The sequence below is a fragment of the Reyranella sp. genome, from assembly GCF_004297265.1.
In the GTDB taxonomy this organism is placed as follows: domain Bacteria; phylum Pseudomonadota; class Alphaproteobacteria; order Reyranellales; family Reyranellaceae; genus Reyranella.
The window spans coordinates 39,366-61,110 of sequence record NZ_SCUT01000007.1 but is presented as its reverse complement, the minus strand read 5'-3'; the positions used below and the strand labels follow the sequence as shown (position 1 = coordinate 61,110).

Below are 21,745 nucleotides of genomic sequence, written 5' to 3'. Positions count from 1 at the left end.
TAGCCTTCCGAGCGCCTATGCCAACCGCAACCTGATAGCCGGCATTATTCCACCTGATGCATCAAAGGCGAACCGCCTTGGGCCAGGACCGCCGCGCAAGGGCGAGGAAGCCGGCGGCTGCGGGGGAAGGCTCGCGTTCCCTCAGGAGCACGATGCCGAGACGGCGCGAGAGTTTCGGTTCTCCCAGCGGAATGGCGCGCAGATCGCGACCCAGGAGGAGGCCGGTGGCGCCGGTCGGCACGATGGCGAGGCCGACGCCGGCCCGGACGCAGCCCATCAAGGTGGCGAACTGGCTGACGATGACGATCTGGCGCAAGGTCAGGCCTGCCACCGCAGCCGCGGCGTCGACCGTGCGGCGGGTCCGCGAATCGCTGGGCAGAGCCACCAACGGCTCGTCGCGCAAGTCGGCGAGCAAGACGTTGCGTCGGGCGGCCAACCGGTGGCGGCGCGGCACGACCAGGCAGAAAGTCTCGCGCTGCAGCGCTTCGCCCGAGATCGCGTCGGGCAGTTCGTCGACATAGGTGAGGCCGAGATCCGCGGCGCCGCTGCGCACCGCCTCGAGCACGCTGCCATGGACGCCTTCCTGGACATGGATCTCGATGCCTGGCCTGTCGGCGCGGTAGGTCGCAAGCAGCAACGGCAGCGTCCCGCTCGCCACCGACATGATGCTGGCGATGGCGAGCCTTCCGCGCTGCTCCTCGGCGACCTCGCGGATGGAGCGCACCGTGATGCGCAGGTCGTTCAGCATGCGCTCCGCCACCGCCGCGAACTCGCGACCGGCCGGCGTGATCTGCACATGCCGCGTGCTGCGCTCGAACAGGCGCACGCCCAAGGCCGTCTCGATCCGCTTGATCGTGCGGGTCAGCGCCGGCTGCGAGATGCGCAGCCGCGACGCCGCGGCGATGAAGCTGCCATATTCCCCGACAGCGAGGACGGCCTCGAGTTGGCGGGCGCTGAAATCCGGCAGGGTCGGCTGGGCCATGGCCGCCACCCTACGCAGACGGAAGTTACGCCGCCAGCATGCGCTCGCGATTGCGCTCGCGCAGGATCGGCATGATCCATTTGCCGAACCGCTCCGCCTCCTCGTCGTGCAAGTAGCCCGACAGGCAGAAGGAATGGCAGCCGAGGTCAATGAACTTCTGCAGCGTGTCGGCGCACTGCTCGGGATCGCCGACGATGGCGATGCCGGCGCCAGGGCGGACCTGGGTGATGCCGGTCCACAGATGCGGCTCGATGGTCTCGCCGATCGCCGCCAGCTCGCGCACGCGGCGGTTGGCTTCTGAAGTCGCGAAGCGTTCCTTCACGAAGGCCTTCTGCGCCTCGCTCGCATGCTCGACCAGCCCGTGGGCGAAGTCCCAGGCCTCCTTCTCGGTCTCGCGGCAGACGACCTGCAGGCGCATGCCGAAACCGATCTCCTTCTCGCGCCCATGGCGTGCGGCCATCGACTTGATCTCGGCCATGTTGGCGCGGATGCGCTCGTAGGTGTCGCCCCAGAAGAGATGCACGTCGGAGTGCTTCGCCGAAATCTCCCAGGCCTGCTTCGAACCGCCGCCCAGATAGAAACGCGGATGCGGCTGCTGCAGCGGATAGGGGCGGATCTGCGCGCCCTTCAGCTGGTAGAACTTGCCGTCGAAATTCACCGGGCCCTTCGTGGTCCACAGCGCCTTCAGGATCGAGACCTCCTCGTCCATGATCTCGTAGCGCTCTTCCTTGCCCCACTTGATGCCTTCGGAGGCGTTCTCGGCCTCGCTCTGGCCGGCGATCAGGTTGATGCAGATGCGGCCGCCCGAGAGCTGGTCGAAGGCCGTGATCATCTTCGCGAGCAACACGGGGTTGATGTAGCTCGGCCGCGCCGCCACCAGCATGCGCATCGACTTGGAGCGCGCCACCATCATCGCGCTGGTGATCCAGGCCTCCCAGCAGGCCGTCTGGACCGGCACCAGCATGTACTCGAAGCCCGCCGCCTCGGCCGCGCCGACGATCTTGTCGAACAGGTCGAGCGACGGCGGCACCTGTGCGCTCGGCAGTCCATAGGCGGTGGTGTCACCCGCGGTGGGCAGGAACCAGCCGAATTCGAGGCGCTTCTTCTCCATCATCTTCATTCCTTCTCGATGCCGGCGGCTTTGGAGAGCCGGCCCCATTTCTCGATCTCGGACTTGATGAAGGGCCGGACATCCTCCGGCGCCTTGCGCTGCGGCTGGAACGAGATGCCGCGCAGGCGCTTGATCACCTCGGGATCGGTCACGATCTCCTGCACCGCCGTGTCGATGCGCGCCACGATCTCCGGCGGGGTCTTCGACGGCGCCATGATCACGAACCAGGCGTCGAGCGCGAACTGGCCGAGCCCCGCTTCCTGGAAGGTCGGCACCTCGGGCAGCAGCGACGAGCGGGAATCCGACGCCATCACCAGCGCCTTCACCTTGCCCGCCTTCACCTGCGGCACGGCGATGGCCACGTCGGCAAAGGTCATGTCGATCTGGCCCGACAGGAGGTCGGCCAGCGCCTGCGGCGCGGACTTGTAGGGCACGTAGGTGATGTCGGTGCCGAGACGCTCCGCCAGCGTCGCCGTGATCACACGGGCCGAGGGTGTGCCGGCACCGGAAGTCAGCGGCGGCCTGGCCTTGGCGCGCTTGATGAAGTCGGCGAGCGTGTCCATGCCGGCATCGGCCCGCACCAGCAGGACGAACTGGATGAAGCCGTAGAAGCCGGCCGGCGCGAAATCCGTCAGCGAATCGTACGGCACCGACTTCATGAGGTTGGGATTGCCGGCATGCGTCGCGGCCGTCGCGATCATCAGCGTGTAGCCGTCCGGCGGCGCCTTGGCGACGTAGTTGGCAGCGATCGAGCCGTTGCCGCCGCCCTTGTTGTCGACGATCACCGGCTGGCCGAGCTTGGGCGCCAGGTATTCCGCCATGACGCGGGCCAGCGTGTCGGTGGCGCTCCCCGCCGCGTAGGGCACAACGATGCTGAGCGGCTTTGCCGGCCATGATTGAGCGCGTACGGGAGATGCAGCTGCGGACGCTGCGGCGAGGATCGTCAGGGCTTGGCGCCGACCGATTGTCATGCCGGCCTTTATGCTAGCGGCAGCACCGATGCGCAATTGACGCTGGTCGAAGCGCGAAAGAGGCGGCACGATCCGCGCGCCTCAAAGGGAGATCTCATGCTGCAACACGGCAGGCGTCCGACAATCGCATCGCGGCACGGCATGGTGGCGGCGGCCCATCCACTCGCGGCGGCGGCCGGCGCGCGCATCCTGTCGAACGGCGGCAACGCCTTCGATGCGGCGGTCGCGACTGCAGCGGCACTGAACGTCGTCGAACCCTATATGTCCGGCCTCGCGGGCCGCGGCGTCGCCACCTGCTACATCGCCAGCGAGAAGCGAGTCCGCACGCTCGACTTCGTCGGCCCGATCTCGAAGAACTTCCCGATCGACAAGCTCAGCAACCGCGCGCAACTGCAGCGCGGCGCGGTCGCCGTCGGGGCGCCGGGCAATCTCGCCGGCTGGTGCGAGCTGAACAGCAGCCACGGCAAGAAGAAGCTGCCGGAACTGTTCGCGCCGGCGATCGCCATCGCGCGCGACGGCTTCCAGCTGATCGAGTTCAACCTCGAGGAAATGCAGGCCGTCGCGGGCGACCTCGCGGCCCACAAGGCACTGCATCCGGAATGGTCGCGGGTCTATACCGGCGGCGCCGGCACCGTGAAACCGGGGTTCGTGCTGAAGCAGCCCGACCTCGCGCGCACGCTCGAGGCGCTGGCGAGCGAAGGCCCGGGTCTGCTCTACGGCGGCGCGCTCGGCCAGAAGATCCTCGACCGGCTGACCGAGCTGGGCGGCTGCATGATCATGGACGACCTGCTGGCGGCCAAGGCGACCTGGCGCGACCCGGTCTCCGTCGCCTATCGCGGCCGCACCGTCCACGTGCCGCCGCCGCCCTGCGAGGGTTTCCAGTTCCTGCTGACCCTACGCATCCTGGAAGGCTTCGATCTCGCTGCGATGAAGCGCAATTCGACCGAGCATCTCGACACGGTGCTGCGCGCCGTCCGGCTCGCCGCCGGCGTGCGTATCGCGGCGGGCGTGCCGGCGCCGCAGAAGCTGGCCGAGATCCTGTCGGACGCGCATGTCGAGACGCTGCGCGCCCGGGTGCGCGACGGCAAACCGGTGATCGGCCCGACCGAACAGTGGACCCCGCCGCAGCAGCCCGTCTCGCCCACCGACGAGAGCCACACGACGTCCTTCTCGATCGCCGACAGCGAGGGCAACCTGATCTGCCTGACCCAGAGCCTGGGCAGCGTCTTCGGGTCGGGTGTCGTGGTCCCCGGCACCGGCCTCTGTCTCAACAACTTCCTCTACTGGGCCGACGTGAACCCGCAGAGCCCCAACCGCGTGAAGCCGGGCGACCAGCTGCCGATGTGCATGGCGCCGTCGATCTCGACGAAGGACGGCGCCCCGATCCTCGCGCTGGGCACGCCGGGCAGCTACGGCATCCTGCAGACCCAGCCGCAGGCCATGGTCCAGTACGTCGATTTCGGCCTGCCGCTGCAGCAGGCGATCGAGGCGCCGCGCGGCCGTCTCACCGACGGCGCCGCGGTACTGCTCGAATCGCGCCTTTCGCCCGAGGTCCATGCCGATCTGCGCAAGCTCGGCCACGACGTCACCACCGGTCCGGAATGGACCTGGAGCGTGGGCGGCATGCAGGGTGTCGCGATCGACCCCGTAACCGGCATCTTCGCCGGCGGCTGCGATCCCCGACGCGACGGCTACTGCGTTCCGGCCTGAGCCGCTACTTGAGCGGCCGCGACGGCTCGGAAATCTCGGCCACGGCGGCGCCGACACGACCCGCCGCTGCCGCGTCCGGTTCCGTGGCGATGTCGCCCAGGGCCACGATGCCGGCGAGGTTCTTGTCGCGGTCGAGGACGGCGAGGCGCCTGATCTGCAGCACCTTCATGCGTTCGAGGACTTCCTCCGTCTGCTCGTCGCAGAAGGCATAGGCGACGTCCTCGGTCATGCAGTCCTTTACAAGGGCGTCGACCGGCGACCAGCCGGCCGCCACGGCGCGCACGACGATGTCGCGGTCCGTGATCGTGCCGACCAGACGCTTTCCGTCGCAGACCGGCAGCGAACCGACGCCGATGGCCTCCATCGCCTCGGCGGCTGCCTGGATAGAGGCGTCAGGCGCGATGGTCTCGACCTCGCGGGTCATGATCTCGGATACCTGCATAAGCGGGTAATGCGACTCTTCAGACATGGTTGCGGCCGTCCTAGGCATTCCTCTTGCACAGAGGCGCAAGGCACGATGGAATGCGTTCCAACGAAAACGTCATGAGGGGATGGTTGATGCGTAAACTGGCATGGCTCGCGGCCGCGGCGATCGCCGTCATGGGCGCCGGGGCGGCGGACGCCCAGCAGACACCACGCAAGGGCGGCACGCTGCGCATGACGGCGCCCTACGCCGCAAGCTTCGGCAGCCTCGACCCGCACGTGACGCCCCGGGCCCAGGACGACATCGTCGGCAAGTCGTTGAACCGCACGCTCTACAACTGGAATACCGCCGCCAACAAGCTCGAGCTCGAGCTGGCCAAGTCGGTGGCGGTGTCGGCCGACGGCCTCACCTACACCTACAAGCTGCGTGACGACGCCTTCTTCCATAACGGCCGCAAGATGACGGCCGACGACGTGATCTTCTCCTTCACCCGCATCATGGATGGCAGCAAGGGCTATCCGGGCGCCCGCTATGTCCGCCTGATCAAGGGCGCGGTCGATGTCGAGAAGGGCGCGGCCAAGGAAATCTCGGGCCTGAAGAAGATCGACGACTTCACGCTGGAGATGACGATCACCGATCGCGTCGACCCCGGCTACTACTTCTTCGGCGGCTCGACCGCGATCCTGCCCAAGGAAGAGGTCGAGAAGGGCAATTATGCCTCCAATCCGGTCGGTCTCGGTCCCTTCAAGTTCAAGGAGCACATCCCGGGCTCGCGCGTCGTGATGGAGCGCTTCGACAAGTTCTACAAGCCGGGCAAGCCCTATCTCGACAAGCTCGAGGTGCTGATCATGGCCGAGGCGGCCGCCCGCGACGTCGCCTTCCGCAACAAGGAGATCGACACCTCGATCCTGGGTCCGGCGCAGTACGTCGCCTATCGCGCCGATCCGCAGCTCTCGAAGGGCATCCTGGAAGTGGCCGAGATGTTCACGCGCTCCATGCACATGAATCTCGGCTCGATCAAGCCGTTCCAGGACAAGCGCGTGCGTCAGGCGATCAACTATGCGATCGATTCCAACCTGATCATCTCGCGCCTGGTCAAGGACAAGGCCTATCGCGCCACGAGCTGGCTGCCGCCGTCGTCCGCCGCCTTCGACAAGACCATGAAGCCCTATCCCTACGATCCCGAGAAGGCCAAGAAGCTGCTGGCCGAAGCGGGCTTCCCCAACGGCTTCGAGTTCGAATGGACGACCAGCCAGAACGAGAGCTGGGGCCTGCCGATCGTCGAGGCGGTGATCCCGATGCTGGCCAAGGTCGGCATCAAGGCCAAGCCCAAGCTGGTCGAGGTCACGGTGCTGACCGAGCTCCTGATGAAGGGCGACCACCAGGCGCTGATCGCGTCGAGCCTGACCGGGCCGGATTCGCTGGCGACCCTGCGCTGCTACTACTCCAAGACGCCGCGCACGGCCTGCAACTACACCGGCTTCAACAACGCCGACTTCGACAAGCTGCTCGACGATGCCGCCCAGGAAGGCGACATGGCCAAGCGCGACGAGATCCTGAAGAAGGCCAACAACCTGCTCTACGACGAGGCGCCGGTCTGGTTCTTCAACTACAACAAGGCGGTCCTGGCCTTCCAGCCGTGGGTGCACGGCCTGCAGGCCAACCCGACCGAGATCACGCATCAGTACCCGGAAGACATCTGGGTCGACGCAAGCTCGCCGGCGAAATAACGGCGAACGAAGAAAGCTGAAGGATTCCTCGCTGCCGCTCGGGATGACAAAGGCGCTGTCATCGAGAGCTGTGGCGAGGGTCCTCTAGAATCCCTGCAATGCTTCTTGTCCTCGGCCGCCGCCTCGCCAACGTCATTCCGACGCTCCTCGCCGTCGTGGCACTCGTCTTCCTGCTGTTCTCCGTCCTGCCCGGGAGCTTCATCTCCGGCATGAACGAGGACGGACGCTCCACCATCGACCCCGCGGTCATGGAACGCATGCGCAAGGAAATGGGCCTCGACGATCCGCTGGTCGAGCGCTTCGCCAAATACGTCGCCGCCACCGCCACGGGTGACCTCGGCACCTCGTTCCGCACGCGCGAGCCGGTCACCAAGATGCTGGCCGGACGCATCTGGCCGTCGCTGAAGCTGGTTCTCGCGGCCATGGTCTTCGCCATCCTGGTCGGCGTCACCCTGGGCTTCCTGGCCGCGCTGAAGCCCGGCAGTCTCATCGACACCGCCGCCATGGTCGGCGCCATTTCCGGCCTCTCGCTCAGCCAGTTCTGGTTCGGCCTGATGCTGATGTACCTGTTTGCATTGAAGCTCCAGTGGCTGCCGAGCTTCGGCTATGGCGACGGCGGCCTGCGCAACCTCATCCTGCCGGCCATTGCGCTGGGCGTCGGCCCGATGGCCCTGCTCGCCCGCACCACGCGCGCCGCGGTGCTCGACGTGCTCAACGCCGACTTCGTCCGCACCGCCCGGAGCAAGGGCATGAGCGAGCGGCGGGTCGTCGAATGGCACGTGCTGCGCAACGCGCTGGTCCTCGTCATCACCATCGTGGGCCTGCAGTTCGGCTCGCTGATGGGACAGGCGGTCGTCGTCGAGAAGCTGTTCGCCTGGCCGGGCGTCGGTTCGCTGATGGTCGACTCGGTGTTCCAGCGCGACATGCCGACGGTCCAGGGCTGCATCCTGATGATCGTGCTGTTCTTCCTCGTCATCAACACGCTGGTCGACATCGCCTATGTCGTGATCGACCCCCGGATCCGGTACCGATGAGCCTCGCTCTCAAGCTTCCCCGACTGCGCCTGAAGGGCGGCGCCTCCCTCTGGGTCGGCGGCGGCCTGGTGGCCATCGCCATCCTCTCGGCGATTCTGGCGCCGTGGATCGCGCTGACCGACCCGGTGCTGGACGCCAACCTGATGAACGCCGAGATCCCGCCCTGCTGGGAGTTCCCCTTCGGCACCGACGCGCAGGGCCGCGACATCTACTCGCGCATCGTCTGGGGCGCCCGCGTGTCGCTGAGCGTCGGCATCATCAGCCAGATCTGCAACAGCCTGATCGGCGTGACCCTCGGCCTCACCGCGGGCTACTGGGGCGGCTGGTGGGACGATGTGGTGAGCGGCCTCACCAACCTGATGCTGGCGATCCCGTCGCTGGTCTTTGCTCTGGCCATCATGGCCATCCTCGGGCCCGGCCTCGTCAGCCTCGTCATCGCACTCGGCCTCACCAGCTGGTCCTATTCCTGCCGCATCGCGCGCGCCCAGGTCCTGTCGCTGAAGAGCCAGGGGTACATCCAGGCCGCGCGCATCCTGGGCTATGGCGACCTGCGCATCATGTTCACGCAGATCCTGCCCAACATCCTGGGGCCGCTGATCGTGATCGCGACCCTGGGCATGGGCGGCGCCATCCTGGCCGAAGCGGCACTGTCCTTCCTCGGCCTCGGCATCCGCCCGCCTTTCCCGAGCTGGGGCAGCATGCTGTCGGAGGCGCGCGACCAGATCACGACGGCGCCCTGGCTGTCGGTGTTTCCGGGCCTCGCCATCTTCTTCACCGTCCTCGGGCTCAACCTCCTGGGCGACGGGCTGCGCGACTATCTCGACCCGCAGTCGACGACGCGGCGCGGATGAGGACACGCGCATGACCACGCCCCTTCTGAAGGTCGAGAACCTGCGCATCGCGCTGGCGGGCGACGGCGTCACCTATAACGCCGTCGAGAATGTCTCGTTCGAGATCGGCCGTGGCGAGGCCTTCGGGCTGGTGGGCGAATCGGGCTGCGGCAAGAGCATCACCGCGCTGTCGGTGATGGGCCTGCTGCGCCGGCCGCTGTCGCTGGCGGGAGGAAAGATCGTCCTCGACGGCCAGGAGATCCAGAACGTCTCCGCGGCCGAGATGCGGCGCCTGCGCGGCAGGCGCATCGCCATGATCTTCCAGGAGCCGATGACGGCCCTCAATCCGCTGTCGCCGGTCGGCCGGCAGATCGCCGAGATGTTCGTGCTGCATCAGGGCGCCAACTGGAACGAGGCGATGGACCGCGCCGAGGACGCGCTGCGCCAGGTCCGCGTCCCCTCGCCCGAGCGGCGCATCAGGGACTATCCGCACCAGCTCTCGGGCGGCATGCGGCAGCGGGTGATGATCGCGATCGCGCTCGCCTGCGGCCCCGACCTGCTGGTCGCCGACGAGCCGACGACGGCGCTCGACGTCACGGTGCAGGCCGAGATCATCGACCTGATGGCCGAGCTCTGCGCCGCCAAGGGCACGGCGATCCTGATGATCAGCCACGATCTCGGGCTGGTCGCCAACATGTGCAAGCGGGTCGCCGTCATGTATGCCGGCCGCATCGTCGAGAGCCAGGTGGCCGACGCGATCTTCGCCACACCGACCCATCCCTATACGCAGGGCCTGATCGATTCGCTGCCGCGGCTCGGCGAGCGGGCGCGCCGTGGCCGCCAGAAGCTGCGCGAGATCTCGGGTGTCGTGCCCTCGATCGCCAATTATCCCTCCGGTTGCCGCTTCAATCCACGCTGCCCCGCCGTCACCGAGGTCTGCCGGTCGGTCGTGCCCGAGGCGACACCCCTGCCGGCCGAAGGATTCGTGAGGTGCCATCACCATGGCTGAGGGCCTGCTTTCGCTCGACGACCTGGCGGTCCATTTCAAGGTCGGCAACGCGCTGGGCGGCGGCATCAAGACCCTGAAGGCGGTCGATGGCGTGACGCTCGACGTGAAGCCCGGCGAGTGCCTGGGACTGGTGGGCGAATCGGGCTGCGGCAAGTCCACGCTTGCGCTCGCCATCATGGGCCTGCTGCCGCCGACGCGCGGCACGATCGGCATCGACGGCCAGCAGATCTCCGGCAGCACGCCGCCGGACCGCATGAGGATGGCGCGCACGGTGCAGATGGTCTTCCAGGACCCCTACGCCTCGCTCAATCCGCGCCAGACGGTGCGGCGCACGCTCGCCGATCCGCTCCGCCTGCACGGCGTCACCGACAAGGCGGAGGTCGAGGCGCGGGTCATCGACATGATGGCCAAGGTCGGCCTGCGGTCCGAGCAGGCCGACCGCTATCCGCACGAATTCTCCGGCGGCCAGCGTCAGCGCATCGGCATCGCCCGCGCCCTGATCCTGAAGCCCAAACTGGTGCTGTGCGACGAGCCGGTGTCGGCGCTCGACGTCTCGATCCGCGCCCAGATCATCAATCTCCTGCTCGAACTCAAGGACGAGATGGGGCTGGCCTACATCATGATCAGCCACGATCTCGGCGTGGTCGAGCATGTCAGCGACCGCGTGGCCGTCATGTATCTCGGCCGCATCGTCGAACAGGGCGGCTGGCAGGAGATCTTCGAGAACCCGCGCCATCCCTATACGCGCGCACTGATCGCGGCGATCCCCGACCCGTTCCATCGGGCCGCCATCAGCGCCGACGCCAAGGCGCGCGGCGAAATCGCCAGCGCCCTCAACCCGCCGCCGGGTTGCCATTTCCATCCGCGCTGCCCGCTCAAGGCCGACATCTGCACGGCGGAGTATCCCGCGTTCGGCGAAGTGTCTCCGGGCCATCGTGCGGCTTGTCATTTCCGCGACCGCGTGAGTTGATGGGGCAATAGCCCCATGACCCTCCTCGACACCGACATTCTTCTCGACTGGCTCCTTCGCCGTGGCCTCGACGGTCTCGACGAGGCCGAGTTGCTGCGTGAATTCTGCGAGAAGTGCCGCGAGGCCGGGCTGATGGTGTCACGCGCCCTGTCCTTCATCGACACGCTGCACCCGGTCCACGAGGGGCGGATCTACCGCTGGAGCGACGATTCCATCGAGGAAGAGGCGGCTACAGACTATGCCCGCACCGACCAGGGCGGACCCGCCGCCGAATCCTGGCAACGCAGCCCATTCTTTCATCTGCTGGAAACCGGCGGAGAAGAACTGCGCCGCCGCATCGGCTTCGGCGAAGAGCCGGACTTCCCCATCATCCAGGAAATGAAGGACGCCGGTCACACCGACTACATCGTCTTCATCCATCGCTTTGCCGGGAACACCAAGATCGGCGACATGGACGGCGTCTATTCGGCGTGGTCGACACGCCATTCCGAGGGCTTCAGCGACGCCAACATCGTCGCGCTGCGCCGCCTGGTGCCGGCGCTGGCGCTTGCCATCAAAAGCGCCGCGCTGGCACGCGTCGCCGACACGCTGGTCCAGGTTTACCTGGGACGCGATGCCGGCCGGCGCGTGCTGGAGGGCAGCATCCAGCGCGGCGTCGCCGATCGGGTCGAAGCCGCCCTCTGGTTCTCCGACCTGCGCAGCTTCACCGCCATCACCGACACTGCGAAGCCCAGCGAGATCATCCCGCTGCTGAACGACTATGCCGAGGCGGTGATCACCTCGATCCACGAGGCCGGCGGGGACGTGCTGAAACTGATCGGCGACGGCACACTGGCGGTCTTCCGCGCCGACGACGCGGCCGAGGCCTGCCGGTGCGCGCTTCGCGCCGAGGAAAACCTGCGGGCCCGCACGAAGGAGCTGAACGAGCGCCGCCAGGCCGAGGAGCATCCGATCACCAACGTCTATATCGGCCTGCATATCGGCGAGGTCTTCTACGGCAACATCGGCAGCTTCGACCGTCTCGACTTCACGGTCGTGGGGCCCGCGGTCAACGAGACCAGCCGCATCGCCTCGATGTGCCGCTCGGTCGACCGGCCGGTTCTCATCTCGTCGACCTTCGCCGAGGCTCTTCCCGCAGAGGAACGCGCCCGTCTGGTCTCCGTCGGCCGCTTCGCGCTGCGCGGCGTCGGCAGGGCGCAGGACCTGTTCACCATCGATCCCGGGCTTCTCTGATCTTTGGTATGCTTGCCGATATCGCAGGCACTGCTACGTTCGCGCCTGATTTCAGAGGAGCAGCCCATGGCCAAGTCACCCGCCATCTCGATCGGCATCAAGGAAGTGGACCGTAAGAAGATCGCCGAGGGTCTGAGCCACTTGCTGGCCGACACCTACACGCTTTATCTCACGACGCACAATTTCCACTGGAACGTCACGGGGCCGATGTTCACGTCGCTCCACACGATGTTCATGACCCAGTACACCGAGCTCTGGAACGCGGTCGATCCGATCGCCGAGCGCATCCGCTCTCTGGGCTATCCCGCTCCCGGCTCCTACGGCCAGTTCGGCAGGCTGAGCTCGCTGGCCGACGCACCGGCCAAGCCGCCGAAGGCGCTCGAGATGGTCAGCATCCTCGTCACCGGCCACGAGGCGGTGGCGCGCACCGCGCGCGGCATCTTCCCGGTGGCCGACAAGGCCGGCGACGAGCCGACCGCCGATCTGCTGACCCAGCGCCTGACGGTGCACGAGCAGTCGGCCTGGATGCTGCGTTCGCTTCTTGAATAAGATTCGACAGGCGATATTAAATCCCGCCTGTAAAAATTCCGTATCCCGGCTTGCGCCACGTCCTCCCGGATGCCTACGATGTCCGCAATACAAAGCCGTCCAATGAGGCGGCAGTCCTGGGAGGACAACATGGCCAAGACCAAGCGTCGTAGCGTGCTTAAGCTTGCCGGCGGCGCTGCCGCTGCGTCCATGGGCGGCATGGCCGCTATTCTGGCAACGGGCCGCATGCCGGCCTTTGCCCAGCAGAGAACGGTTCATTGGCTGAAGTGGGTCGACTTCGTGCCGGCGACCGATGCGCTCCTGAAAAAGGAGATGATGCCCGAGGCCGAGAAAGCGCTGGGCATCAAGATCAATCTCGAGACGGTGAACGGCAACGACCTGCAACCGCGGATCACGGCTGGCATCCAGTCGGGGGCCGGGGCCGACCTGATCATGTCGTTCAACAGCTACACCCACCTTTACGCCAACAGCGTCGTCGACGTCAGTGAGATCGCCGAGGAAGTCGGCAAGCGCGAAGGCGGCATCTTCCCGTACGCAAAGGCGATCTGCAGCAACGGCAAGATGTACATGGGCATGCCGTGGGCCGTGATCGGCGGCATGATCGCCTACCGCAAGTCCTGGTTCGAGGAAGTCGGCGTAACCGCCTTCCCCGACACCTGGGAAGGCTATCGCGATGCCGCCAAGAAACTGAAGGCCAAGGGCCGTCCGTTCGGCCAGACCCTGGGTCATACATTCGGCGACGCACCGGGCTTCACCTACCCCTACCTCTGGTCGTGGGGTGGCAAGGAAATCGACGCCGGCGGCAAGGTGGTTATCAACAGCAAGGAGACCGTCGAGTCGGTGAAGTTCATGCAGGCCCTGTGGAAGGAGGGCATGGACGAAGGCGGCCTCGCCTGGGACGACACCAACAACAACCGGGCGTTCCTGTCGCAGACCATCTCGGCCACCCTGAACGGCGCCTCGATCTATATCGAGACCCTGCGCAAGCCCGATCAATATAAGACGGAAAAGGGCCTGCCGATGAACAAGGACATCCTGCATGCGCCCCTGCCCAAGGGCCCGGCGGGACAGTTCGGCTTCCATCTGCTGCAGTCGAACATGCTGATGAAGTACTCCAAGAACCAGGATGCTTCGAAGGCGTTCCTCAAATGGATCCACGCCGAGGCGAACTACAGGAAGTTCTTCGAATCACAGAAGGGCTTCGCGACGCCATGCACCGCCAAATGGGAAACCGACAAGCTGTGGGACGTCGATCCCGTCATGGCGCCGTTCAAGGTGGCGGCCCGTCTCGGCCAGGCCATCGGCAACGCCGGGCCGCCGGACGCCAAGGCCCAGGAGGTCCTCTCGAAGTACATCGTCACCGACATGTACGCGAAGGCTGTCCAGGGCATGCCCGCCGAGGAAGCGGTGAAGTGGGCCGAAGCCGAACTGAAGAAGGTCTACGTCTCAAGCTGAACAACCGCGCTCGAGGTAACCTTCCATGGCCGTGACGGCACTTTCGGCGGCGGAGAGCAAACGCCTCTCCCCGCGCTTGCGCAGGCTCGAGGACGAGCGCTGGCTTGCGATGGCGCTCCTGACCCCGACCGCGGTCCTGCTCGGCCTGTTCATCGCCTATCCCTTCTTCGAAGGCGTGCTGCTGTCGCTCAGCAGCACGCGCGTCGGCGATCCCGGCCATTTCGTCGGACTGAAGAACTTCCACAAGATCTGGGACGACAGCATCTTCCGCACGACGGTGTGGAACACCTTCTGGTACACGGGGGTGACGACCGTGTTCAAGCTGGCGCTGGGCCTGTGGCTGGCGATCCTGCTCAACCGGCATTTCAAGGGCAAGGCGATCGTTCGCGCCTTCATCCTGCTGCCCTTCATCATTCCCACGGTGCTCTCGACCTTCGCCTGGAAGTGGATGTTCGACCCGACCTTCAGCGTCATCAACTGGACGCTGTTCCAGCTCGGTTTCATCACCACCCGCATCAACTGGCTGGGCGATCCCGACCTCGCCATGACGTCGATCATCGTCATCAACATCTGGCGCGGCGTCCCCTTCTTCGCAATTACCCTGCTGGCCGGCCTGCAGACCATCAGCCCCGAGCTGCACGAGGCCGCGGCGATCGATGGCGCCCGTCCGTGGGCGCGCTTCTGGCACGTGACCTGGCCACTGCTGATGCCCGTCACCCTCGTCGTGGTGCTGTTCTCGGTCATCCAGACCTTTGCCGACTTCCAGCTGGTCTACGTCATGACCGGCGGCGGTCCGGCCAACGCCACCCATCTCTTCGCCACCTATGCCTATCAGCTCGGCATCGGCACCGGACTGCTGTCGGAGGGCGCCGCGATCTCGCTCGCGATGTTCCCTTTCCTCTTCGTCATCGTCGTGGTCCAGCTTCTCTACATCCGCAGGGTGGAAACCAGATGAGCCGGGAGACCCGCTGATGATCGAGGGCGCCCTCTGGAGACGATGGGTCTTCTACAACATTCCGTTGATCCTGTTCGTCTTCGTGCTGCTGTTCCCGTTCTACTGGATGATCGTGACGACCTTCCGGCCCGACGGCGAACTCTACCTGCCCTGGAACGCGCCGAACTACATGCCGTTCTGGACCAACAACCCGACGATCGAGCACATCCTCTATCTGTTCGAAGAGACCAGCTTCATGCGCTGGATGTTCAACACCATGTTCATCGCACTGGTGTCGACGGTGATCTCGCTGTTCTGCGGCGTGCTGGCGGGCTATGCGCTGGCCCGCCTCAACTTCCCCTATGCCGGAGGCCTCGGCACCGCGATCTTCATCACCTACCTGGTGCCGCAGACTCTGCTGTTCATTCCGCTGGCGGAGATCATCCGCAACTTCCAGCTCGGCGACACGCCGTGGTCGCTGATCCTCACCTACCCGACTTTCCTGATCCCCTTCTGTACCTGGCTGATGATGGGCTACTTCAAGGCCATCCCGAAGGAGCTGGAGGAGTGCGCGCGGATCGACGGCGCCTCGCGCTGGAAGGCGATGCTCTACATCGTCATCCCGGTCGCGGTGCCCGGCATCCTGTCGTCGGGAATCATCGCCTTCACGCTCTCGTGGAACGAGTTCATCTACGCCCTCGTCTTCCTGTCCTCGCCGGACCAGAAGACCGTTCCCGTCGGCGTCACGTCAGAGCTGATCCGTGGCGACGTGTTCTTCTGGGGGCCGCTGATGGCCGGCGCCCTGCTGGGCTCGATCCCGGTTGCGATCGTCTATTCATTCTTCGTCGAACATTACGTCTCGGGCCTCACCGGCTCGGTCAAGGGGTAGCGCATCATGGCCGAGGTCAGTATCCGCAAGCTCAACAAGATGTTCGACGTCACCCATGTGGTGAAGGACGTCGACCTGGAAATCCGCGACAAGGAGTTCGTCGTCCTGGTCGGCCCCTCGGGCTGCGGCAAGACCACGACCCTGCGCATGGTGGCCGGGCTCGAGGCCATCAGCTCGGGGCAGATCCTGATCGATGATTCGGTGGTGAACGAGGTCCCACCGATGGACCGCGACATCGCCATGGTCTTCCAGAACTATGCGCTCTATCCGCACATGAGCGTGGCCGGCAACATGGCCTTCGGACTGAAGATGCGGAAATTCGCCAAACCGGAGATCGAGACCCGGATCAAGCGCGCCGCCGCCATCCTCGGCATCGAGAACCTGCTGGAGCGCAAGCCGCGGCAACTTTCCGGAGGCCAGCGCCAGAGGGTCGCGCTGGGCCGGGCGATCGTGCGCGATCCCAAGGTCTTCCTGTTCGACGAGCCGCTCTCCAACCTCGACGCCAAGCTGCGCGTGCAGATGCGGGTGGAGCTGAAGAAGCTGCACGAGCGGCTGGGCACCACCGCGATCTACGTCACGCACGACCAGGTCGAGGCGATGACGCTGGGCGACCGCGTGGTGGTGATGAAGGACGGCTGGGTCCAGCAGGTCGGCGACCCGCTCGAACTCTACAACACGCCGGCCAACCGCTTCGTGGCGGGCTTCATCGGCTCCCCGGCCATGAACTTCATCGAGGCGACGCTCGGCGAGAACAACGGCACCGTCATCGCCGAGGCGCCCGGCCTGCGCCTCACCTTGCCCGGCTCACTGGCCGCCCGGGCCCGCACCCGGGCCGGCCGTGCCGTCACGCTCGGCATCCGGCCGGAGGACGTTCACATCGCGACCGACAGGGATTCACCCGAGTTTTGCTTCGATGCCACCGTCGAGGTCGTGGAGCAGCTCGGCTCCGAGATCCTGCTCGACACGCGGGTCGGTCCGGCAACCGTCGTCGCCAGCGTCGAGCCCACGATGCGCATCCGCAGCAACGACCGGCTGCGCCTGTCGCTGAAGCCCGAACGCCTGCACCTGTTCGACGCGGAGACCGAGGCGGCGATCTGAGTGGTCAAGGGAGCGCGCAACTCCAGTTGCGCTCATACCTTGCTGACCGACGGCGCTTGAGCGCCACTGGAGTGGCGCGCTCCGATGAGGACGCTTGCCCGCCTACGGCGTCGGCCCGCTCCACGACTCCAGCACGTCCCACTTCGCCTTGCGCTGCTCCTCGCGCGGCTTCTTGAAGTCGTGACCGTAGGGCGACGTGTCGAACGAACCATAGGTCGGGTTGGCCAGCATCAGCCACTGCTTGCCCCAATAGGGCATGCCGGCCTCGAATGCCTTGATCCGGTCGGCCTCGCTGCTGCGATAGCGGTCGTCGAAGTCGCCCAGGTTGTCGCCGATGTTCAGCAGGACGCGATAGTCCTTCGCGATCGCCGCGCGGCGCGTGCTCTTGGCGCCGGCCCATTCGGGCTTCTCGCCCTGCATCAGGAACGTGTCGACGTTTCCACCCATGGCAAAGCCGAGCTTCTGCATGTTCTCGCGCGTATCCGTCTCGGTCTCGGCGCCGCGGTTGGTGACGTAGAAGACCTTCACGCCCTTCGACTCGGCGTACTTCGTGAACTCGACGGCACCCGGGATCGCAGCCGAAATCCGGGCCGCGCAGAACTGGTTCCAGGTCTTCGTGCTGAAGCTCTGGTCCGCCCGCATCAGCCAGACCTCGTACTTGGAATTGTCGAGCACCGTCTCGTCGACATCGAGAACGACCGCCGGCGGCAGGTTCTGGAAGTCGCCTTTCTGCTCGCCCGGCGCCGCCGTCCAGCTCCGGTCGGCCAGCGCTTCGTCGAGCCGCAGGCGCGCCAGGGCATACACGGTGAGCGCATTGGCCTTGTATTCGACGGAACGCTGGATCCACAGGTTCGCCAGCAGCATGTCGTGCGCTGGCGGGACATCCTGGGCACGGACCGCGCCCCCGGAGAGGACGGCGAGCAGAAGACCAAGGATCAGGGAGGTGCGTGCGGTCATGGCGATATCCTCTCCAGCAGTTGCCGCCTGGTCGCCTCGTCGGCAAAGGAGGCCTCGATCGTGGTGCGCGCGATCGCCGCCAATTGTCCCTCGTCGAGCCCGGCCAGATCGTATTCGGCGCCGAGCGTGGTGTGGAAGAAGGGTGGATCGTCGGAGTTCAGCGTGACCCTGACGCCTGCCGCGATCAGCCGATGCAGCGGATGCGAGGCCCGGTCGGGATAGAGGCCCAGGGCCACGTTGCTGCCCGGACAGACCTCCAGGACGACGCCGCGCCGCGCCAGCTCCTCCATCAACGCCGGATCGTCGGCCGAGCGCACGCCATGGCCGATGCGCGTCACCGGCAGGTCGCGGATCGCGGCCCATACGCTCTCCGGCCCCACGACCTCGCCGGCATGGACGGTGCAGCCATAGCCGTTGTCGTGCGCGAGACGGTAGGCCGGCGCGAAGTCGACGGGCGCGAACTTGGCCTCGTCGCCGCCCATGCCGAAGCCCACGACATAGGGATGCGGCTCGGCCAGCATGGCGCGGACCATCGCTTCGGCCCGCTCCGGTCCGAGATGGCGGATGCAGATGATGATGATGCGACCGACGATACCGAACTCGCGGCGCGCGTCGTCGATGCCCTGCGCCAGCGCCTCGAGCCAGCTTGTGTAGGAGATGCCGAGCGCGGCCGGCCGCTCGGGCGAGCAGAACATCTCGACATAGACCGCGCCCTCGCGCGCCGCCCCGGCGAGGTAGCTGTAGATCACGTCGCGGAAGTCGCGCGCCTTCTTGAGGGCGGTGCAGACGCGGTCGTAGGAGTCGAGGAAACTCCAGAAGTCCTTCCAGGCGTAATGCCCCTTCTCGTCAAACAGGTTGGGCGGCAGGATGAGGCCGTTTCGTTCGGCCAATTCGACGGCCAGCTTCGGCGGAATCGAGCCTTCGAGATGGCAGTGGATTTCGGCCTTGGGAATCACGCAAATCCTCGGAGCGGCAGGTCGGGTCGTTGCAGCCAGTTGTCCTTCGGATAATCGGCCCGACCGTCGATCAGGTGCAAGGTGTAGGCATGACGCGGCCGCGGCGAGCGGTTGGGCATGCTGGCATGCGGCAGGAGTCCATGCAGGACGATCAGGGTGCCACGCCGGACTTCCAGCGCGACCGGCTCGACCTCCGGCCAGGGCGTGGCGTCGAGCGTCCGGCTGACCAGTTCACCGTCCCGATAGCCGAACCACTGCCGCAACGGCCCGCGATGGGCGCCCGGAAGGGCGACCAGGCAGCCATTGTCGCGGTCGGCATCGTCAAGGGCGATCCAGAAGCCCGTGACGCTGGGCGGCTCGGTGCGCAGGAAGGTCGCGTCCTGATGCCAGGCGACCTCGGCGCCGACATGCGCGTGCTTGAACAGGTACATCGACTGCAGCAGCAGTGGCGCTTCGAGACCGAGTTCGCCAGCCAGCGCCGCCAGCCGCGGCTGGCGCGAGAAGCGGTCGAACACCGGATCGAGATCGTGCAGCGCATGGCCGATCTTGTTCAGCCGGTCCGACGCCTCGGCCTCGACGAAGAAGCGGATGGCGCCGCCCGACTCGCGAAAGTAGCGGTCGCTTGCATGGGCCTGATCGGCGGTCGAGAAAACCGTGGGCGCGGCGCCCGGGTCGAAGCCCGCCGCGAGTTCGGCAGCGCGCGTCTTGAGGGCTTCGCACTCCTCGATCGGGACGAAATCCGGCAGGACCGCAAAGCCATCGCGCGCGTAGGCGTCGAGGTCGATCACAGCGCGACCCGTTCGAGGATCGCCGGCCTTTCGGGCGGCGCGTGCTCCTCGATGCGGACGGCGCGGCGGATCAAGGCGATCGCCGCGTCGGCGTCGGCCTCGCTGGCGGCATGCACGAGGCAGAGCGGTTCGCCGCTCCGGATCCGCCGGCCGACATCGACGAATTCGGTGAGGCCGACCGATGCATCGATGGCGTCGTCGGCATGACGGCGACCGCCGCCCAGTTCGACGACGGCGATACCCACCTGGCGGGCGTCCATGCCGGCGACATGGCCGGATCGCTCGGCCGTACAGGCTTTCACCACCGGGGCATGGCCGAGATAGCGGGCACTGTGTTCGAGGAAATCGTCAGGGCCACCCAGTGCCGAGACCATGCGGGCGAAGGTCTCGGCGGCGCGACCGTCGGCCAGCGCGCTCTCGGCCCTGGCCCGGCCCTCGCCGGCGTCCGCCGCCAGTCCGCCCAGCGCCAGCATCTCGCCGGCCAGCGCCATCGTGACCTCGTGCAGGCGCGGCTCGCACACGCCGCTCCCTGTGAGATAGGCGACGGTCTCCGCGACTTCGAGCGCATTGCCGACGTCGCGGCCCAGCACCCGGTCCATGTCGGTGATCAGCGCCACCGTCGGCAGGCCGGCGCGGTTGGCGACATCGACCAGGCTTTGGGCGAGATCGCGCGCCATCTCCTCGGTGTCGCAGAAGGCGCCGGAACCGCACTTCACATCCATCACAAGCCCGTCCAGCCCCTCGGCGACCTTCTTGCTGAGGATCGAACTCACCAGCAGCGGGATCGATTCTACGCTGCCGGTGACGTCGCGGGTTGCATAGAGGCGCCGGTCGGCCGGCGCGAGATCGTCGGTCTGGCCGATCACGGCGCAGCCGACCTCGCGCACGACGCGGCGGAACGTGTCGATGTCGGGCTGTACGTCGTAGCCGGAGATCGATGAGAGCTTGTCGAGCGTGCCTCCGGTATGGCCGAGTCCGCGACCGGAAATCATCGGCACGAAGGCGCCGCAGGCGGCCACGATGGGCGCCAGCATCAGGCTCACCTTGTCGCCGACGCCGCCGCTCGAATGCTTGTCGATCACCGGGCCCGGCAGGGCGAGGTCGCGCCAGTCGAGCATGATGCCCGAACGCGCGAGGCCGAGCGTCAGCGCAACCCTCTCCGGCACGCTCATGCCGCGGAAGAACACGGTCATTGCAAAGGCCGCGACCTGGCCCTCGCTCAAACTGCCGTCGCGGATGCCGCGCACGACGAAGGCGATCTCTTCGGCGGAGAGTTCGTGCCCGTCGCGCTTCCGGCGGATGATTTCCTGGGGCAGCATGCTCAGGCGCAGCGTTCGAGGAAGGTGCGCAGAACGAGCCGCACCTTGTCGCCCGCCGCGGCCGCCACCGAGAGGGTCTGCTCATGGGCGAGCGCACCGGGCACGAGGCCCGCGGCATAGTTCGTCACCAGCGACAGGGCCGCGACCTTGAGGCCGGCATGGCGCGCCAGGATGGTCTCGGGAGCCGTCGACATACCGACGGCGTCCGCGCCCAGCACGCGCGCCGCGCGGATCTCGGCCGGCGTCTCAAAGCTCGGCCCGCTGAAGAAGATGTAGACGCCCTCGTGGCACACCACGTTCGCGGCCTTCGCCGCTTCCAGCAGCTTCGACCGCAATGTCGGATCGTAGGCATCGACCATGTCGACGAAACGGCGATCGCCCGTTGCCACGCCGAACAGCGGATTGATGCCGGCGATATTGATGTGATCGCTGATCGCCATCACCGACCCCGGCGGCATGTCGAGGCGCAGGCTGCCGGCCGCATTGGTCTGCAGCAGGGTCTCGCAACCCAGTCCGGCCAGGGCCTCGATGGCCCCCTTCATCTCGTCGGCCTTGCCGCGTTCGTAATAGTGCGCGCGGCCCTGCAGCACGGCGACAGGCGTCGAACCGACATGGCCCAGCACCAGCCGCCCCGCATGCCCGCCGACGGTCGGCCGCGGAAAGCCCGGCAGGTCGGCATAGGGAATGGCCGCGACTTCCGCCACCTCCTCGACGAAGCCGCCGAGGCCCGAGCCGAGGATCAAGGCGACCTTCGGCCTAAAGCCCGGGGCGGCGCGCTCGAGAACGTCGTTCACGG

The 21,745-nt window shown here is 66.6% G+C and carries 21 protein-coding genes; 12 read left to right on the top strand and 9 right to left on the bottom strand.

Annotation, left to right across the window (positions count from 1 at the left end; genetic code table 11):
* Positions 1-61 precede the first annotated feature (61 nt).
* Genes EPO41_RS02050 through EPO41_RS02040 form a run of 3 tightly spaced genes read right to left on the bottom strand, consistent with a single transcriptional unit; the run spans position 62 to position 3,064 of the window.
* On the bottom strand, positions 62-982 hold the full coding sequence (locus EPO41_RS02050; protein ID WP_296319729.1) for a LysR family transcriptional regulator: 921 nt from the start codon (positions 980-982) through the stop codon (positions 62-64).
* 25 nt (positions 983-1,007) lie between these two features.
* Positions 1,008-2,096: an LLM class flavin-dependent oxidoreductase gene (locus EPO41_RS02045; RefSeq protein WP_296319727.1), complete on the bottom strand. Its 1,089-nt coding sequence runs from the start codon at positions 2,094-2,096 to the stop codon at positions 1,008-1,010.
* Positions 2,097-2,098: 2 nt separating this feature from the next.
* Positions 2,099-3,064: a tripartite tricarboxylate transporter substrate binding protein gene (locus EPO41_RS02040; RefSeq protein ID WP_296319725.1), complete on the bottom strand. Its 966-nt coding sequence runs from the start codon at positions 3,062-3,064 to the stop codon at positions 2,099-2,101.
* A gap of 96 nt (positions 3,065-3,160) precedes the next feature.
* Here EPO41_RS02040 and EPO41_RS02035 point away from each other — a divergent pair, with 96 nt between their 5' ends.
* Entirely contained in the window at positions 3,161-4,774 is a 1,614-nt protein-coding gene (locus EPO41_RS02035) for a gamma-glutamyltransferase (RefSeq protein ID WP_296319723.1), read from the top strand.
* A gap of 4 nt (positions 4,775-4,778) precedes the next feature.
* On the opposite strand, the gene EPO41_RS02030 is transcribed toward EPO41_RS02035, so the two are convergent.
* Positions 4,779-5,243, bottom strand: a complete 465-nt coding sequence (locus tag EPO41_RS02030; RefSeq protein WP_296319721.1) for a CBS domain-containing protein — start codon at positions 5,241-5,243, stop codon at positions 4,779-4,781.
* An 89-nt stretch (positions 5,244-5,332) separates the two neighbouring features.
* On the opposite strand from EPO41_RS02030, the gene EPO41_RS02025 reads away from it, so the two are divergent.
* The 11 genes from EPO41_RS02025 (at position 5,333) to ugpC (ending at position 16,929) form a co-directional block, all read left to right on the top strand.
* A complete protein-coding gene (locus tag EPO41_RS02025; protein ID WP_296319719.1) occupies positions 5,333-6,928 on the top strand; it encodes an ABC transporter substrate-binding protein in 1,596 nt (531 codons plus the stop codon).
* 98 nt (positions 6,929-7,026) lie between these two features.
* The gene (locus EPO41_RS02020) at positions 7,027-7,962 is read left to right on the top strand and encodes an ABC transporter permease (protein WP_296319717.1); all 936 of its coding nucleotides are present in this window, start codon (positions 7,027-7,029) and stop codon (positions 7,960-7,962) included.
* A gap of 29 nt (positions 7,963-7,991) precedes the next feature.
* Positions 7,992-8,813, top strand: coding sequence for an ABC transporter permease (locus EPO41_RS02015; RefSeq protein ID WP_296320049.1), 822 nt, complete (start codon positions 7,992-7,994; stop codon positions 8,811-8,813).
* Between the two features lie 10 nt (positions 8,814-8,823).
* A complete protein-coding gene (locus EPO41_RS02010) occupies positions 8,824-9,801 on the top strand; it encodes an ABC transporter ATP-binding protein (protein ID WP_296319715.1) in 978 nt (325 codons plus the stop codon).
* Positions 9,794-10,771, top strand: a complete 978-nt coding sequence (locus EPO41_RS02005; protein WP_296319713.1) for an oligopeptide/dipeptide ABC transporter ATP-binding protein — start codon at positions 9,794-9,796, stop codon at positions 10,769-10,771. Before EPO41_RS02010 ends, EPO41_RS02005 begins: the two co-directional genes overlap by 8 nt.
* Positions 10,772-10,786: 15 nt before the next feature.
* Complete coding sequence (locus EPO41_RS02000; RefSeq protein ID WP_296319711.1) at positions 10,787-12,004, top strand: adenylate/guanylate cyclase domain-containing protein; 1,218 nt, start codon at positions 10,787-10,789, stop codon at positions 12,002-12,004.
* A gap of 66 nt (positions 12,005-12,070) precedes the next feature.
* Positions 12,071-12,553 carry a Dps family protein gene (locus tag EPO41_RS01995; protein WP_296319709.1) on the top strand — a complete coding sequence of 161 codons (483 nt, stop codon included), beginning with the start codon at positions 12,071-12,073 and terminating at the stop codon, positions 12,551-12,553.
* 129 nt (positions 12,554-12,682) lie between these two features.
* Positions 12,683-14,008, top strand: coding sequence for an extracellular solute-binding protein (locus EPO41_RS01990; protein WP_296319707.1), 1,326 nt, complete (start codon positions 12,683-12,685; stop codon positions 14,006-14,008).
* Positions 14,009-14,033: 25 nt separating this feature from the next.
* Positions 14,034-14,963: a sugar ABC transporter permease gene (locus EPO41_RS01985; protein WP_296319705.1), complete on the top strand. Its 930-nt coding sequence runs from the start codon at positions 14,034-14,036 to the stop codon at positions 14,961-14,963.
* Positions 14,964-14,979: 16 nt separating this feature from the next.
* Positions 14,980-15,831 carry a carbohydrate ABC transporter permease gene (locus EPO41_RS01980; RefSeq protein ID WP_296319703.1) on the top strand — a complete coding sequence of 284 codons (852 nt, stop codon included), beginning with the start codon at positions 14,980-14,982 and terminating at the stop codon, positions 15,829-15,831.
* Between the two features lie 6 nt (positions 15,832-15,837).
* Complete coding sequence (ugpC, locus tag EPO41_RS01975; protein WP_296319701.1) at positions 15,838-16,929, top strand: sn-glycerol-3-phosphate ABC transporter ATP-binding protein UgpC; 1,092 nt, start codon at positions 15,838-15,840, stop codon at positions 16,927-16,929.
* A 102-nt stretch (positions 16,930-17,031) separates the two neighbouring features.
* On the opposite strand, the gene EPO41_RS01970 is transcribed toward ugpC, so the two are convergent.
* Genes EPO41_RS01970 through EPO41_RS01950 form a run of 5 tightly spaced genes read right to left on the bottom strand, consistent with a single transcriptional unit; the run spans position 17,032 to position 21,743 of the window.
* On the bottom strand, positions 17,032-17,886 hold the full coding sequence (locus tag EPO41_RS01970) for an HAD family acid phosphatase (RefSeq protein ID WP_296319699.1): 855 nt from the start codon (positions 17,884-17,886) through the stop codon (positions 17,032-17,034).
* Positions 17,883-18,842, bottom strand: a complete 960-nt coding sequence (gene add, locus EPO41_RS01965) for an adenosine deaminase (protein ID WP_296319698.1) — start codon at positions 18,840-18,842, stop codon at positions 17,883-17,885. The genes EPO41_RS01970 and add overlap by 4 nt, the downstream gene beginning before the upstream one ends.
* On the bottom strand, positions 18,839-19,630 hold the full coding sequence (locus EPO41_RS01960) for a phytanoyl-CoA dioxygenase family protein (RefSeq protein WP_296319696.1): 792 nt from the start codon (positions 19,628-19,630) through the stop codon (positions 18,839-18,841). Before EPO41_RS01960 ends, add begins: the two co-directional genes overlap by 4 nt.
* The gene (gene deoA, locus EPO41_RS01955) at positions 19,627-20,949 is read right to left on the bottom strand and encodes a thymidine phosphorylase (protein WP_296319694.1); all 1,323 of its coding nucleotides are present in this window, start codon (positions 20,947-20,949) and stop codon (positions 19,627-19,629) included. Before deoA ends, EPO41_RS01960 begins: the two co-directional genes overlap by 4 nt.
* Positions 20,950-20,951: 2 nt before the next feature.
* Positions 20,952-21,743, bottom strand: a complete 792-nt coding sequence (locus tag EPO41_RS01950) for a purine-nucleoside phosphorylase (protein WP_296319693.1) — start codon at positions 21,741-21,743, stop codon at positions 20,952-20,954.
* Positions 21,744-21,745 lie beyond the last annotated feature (2 nt).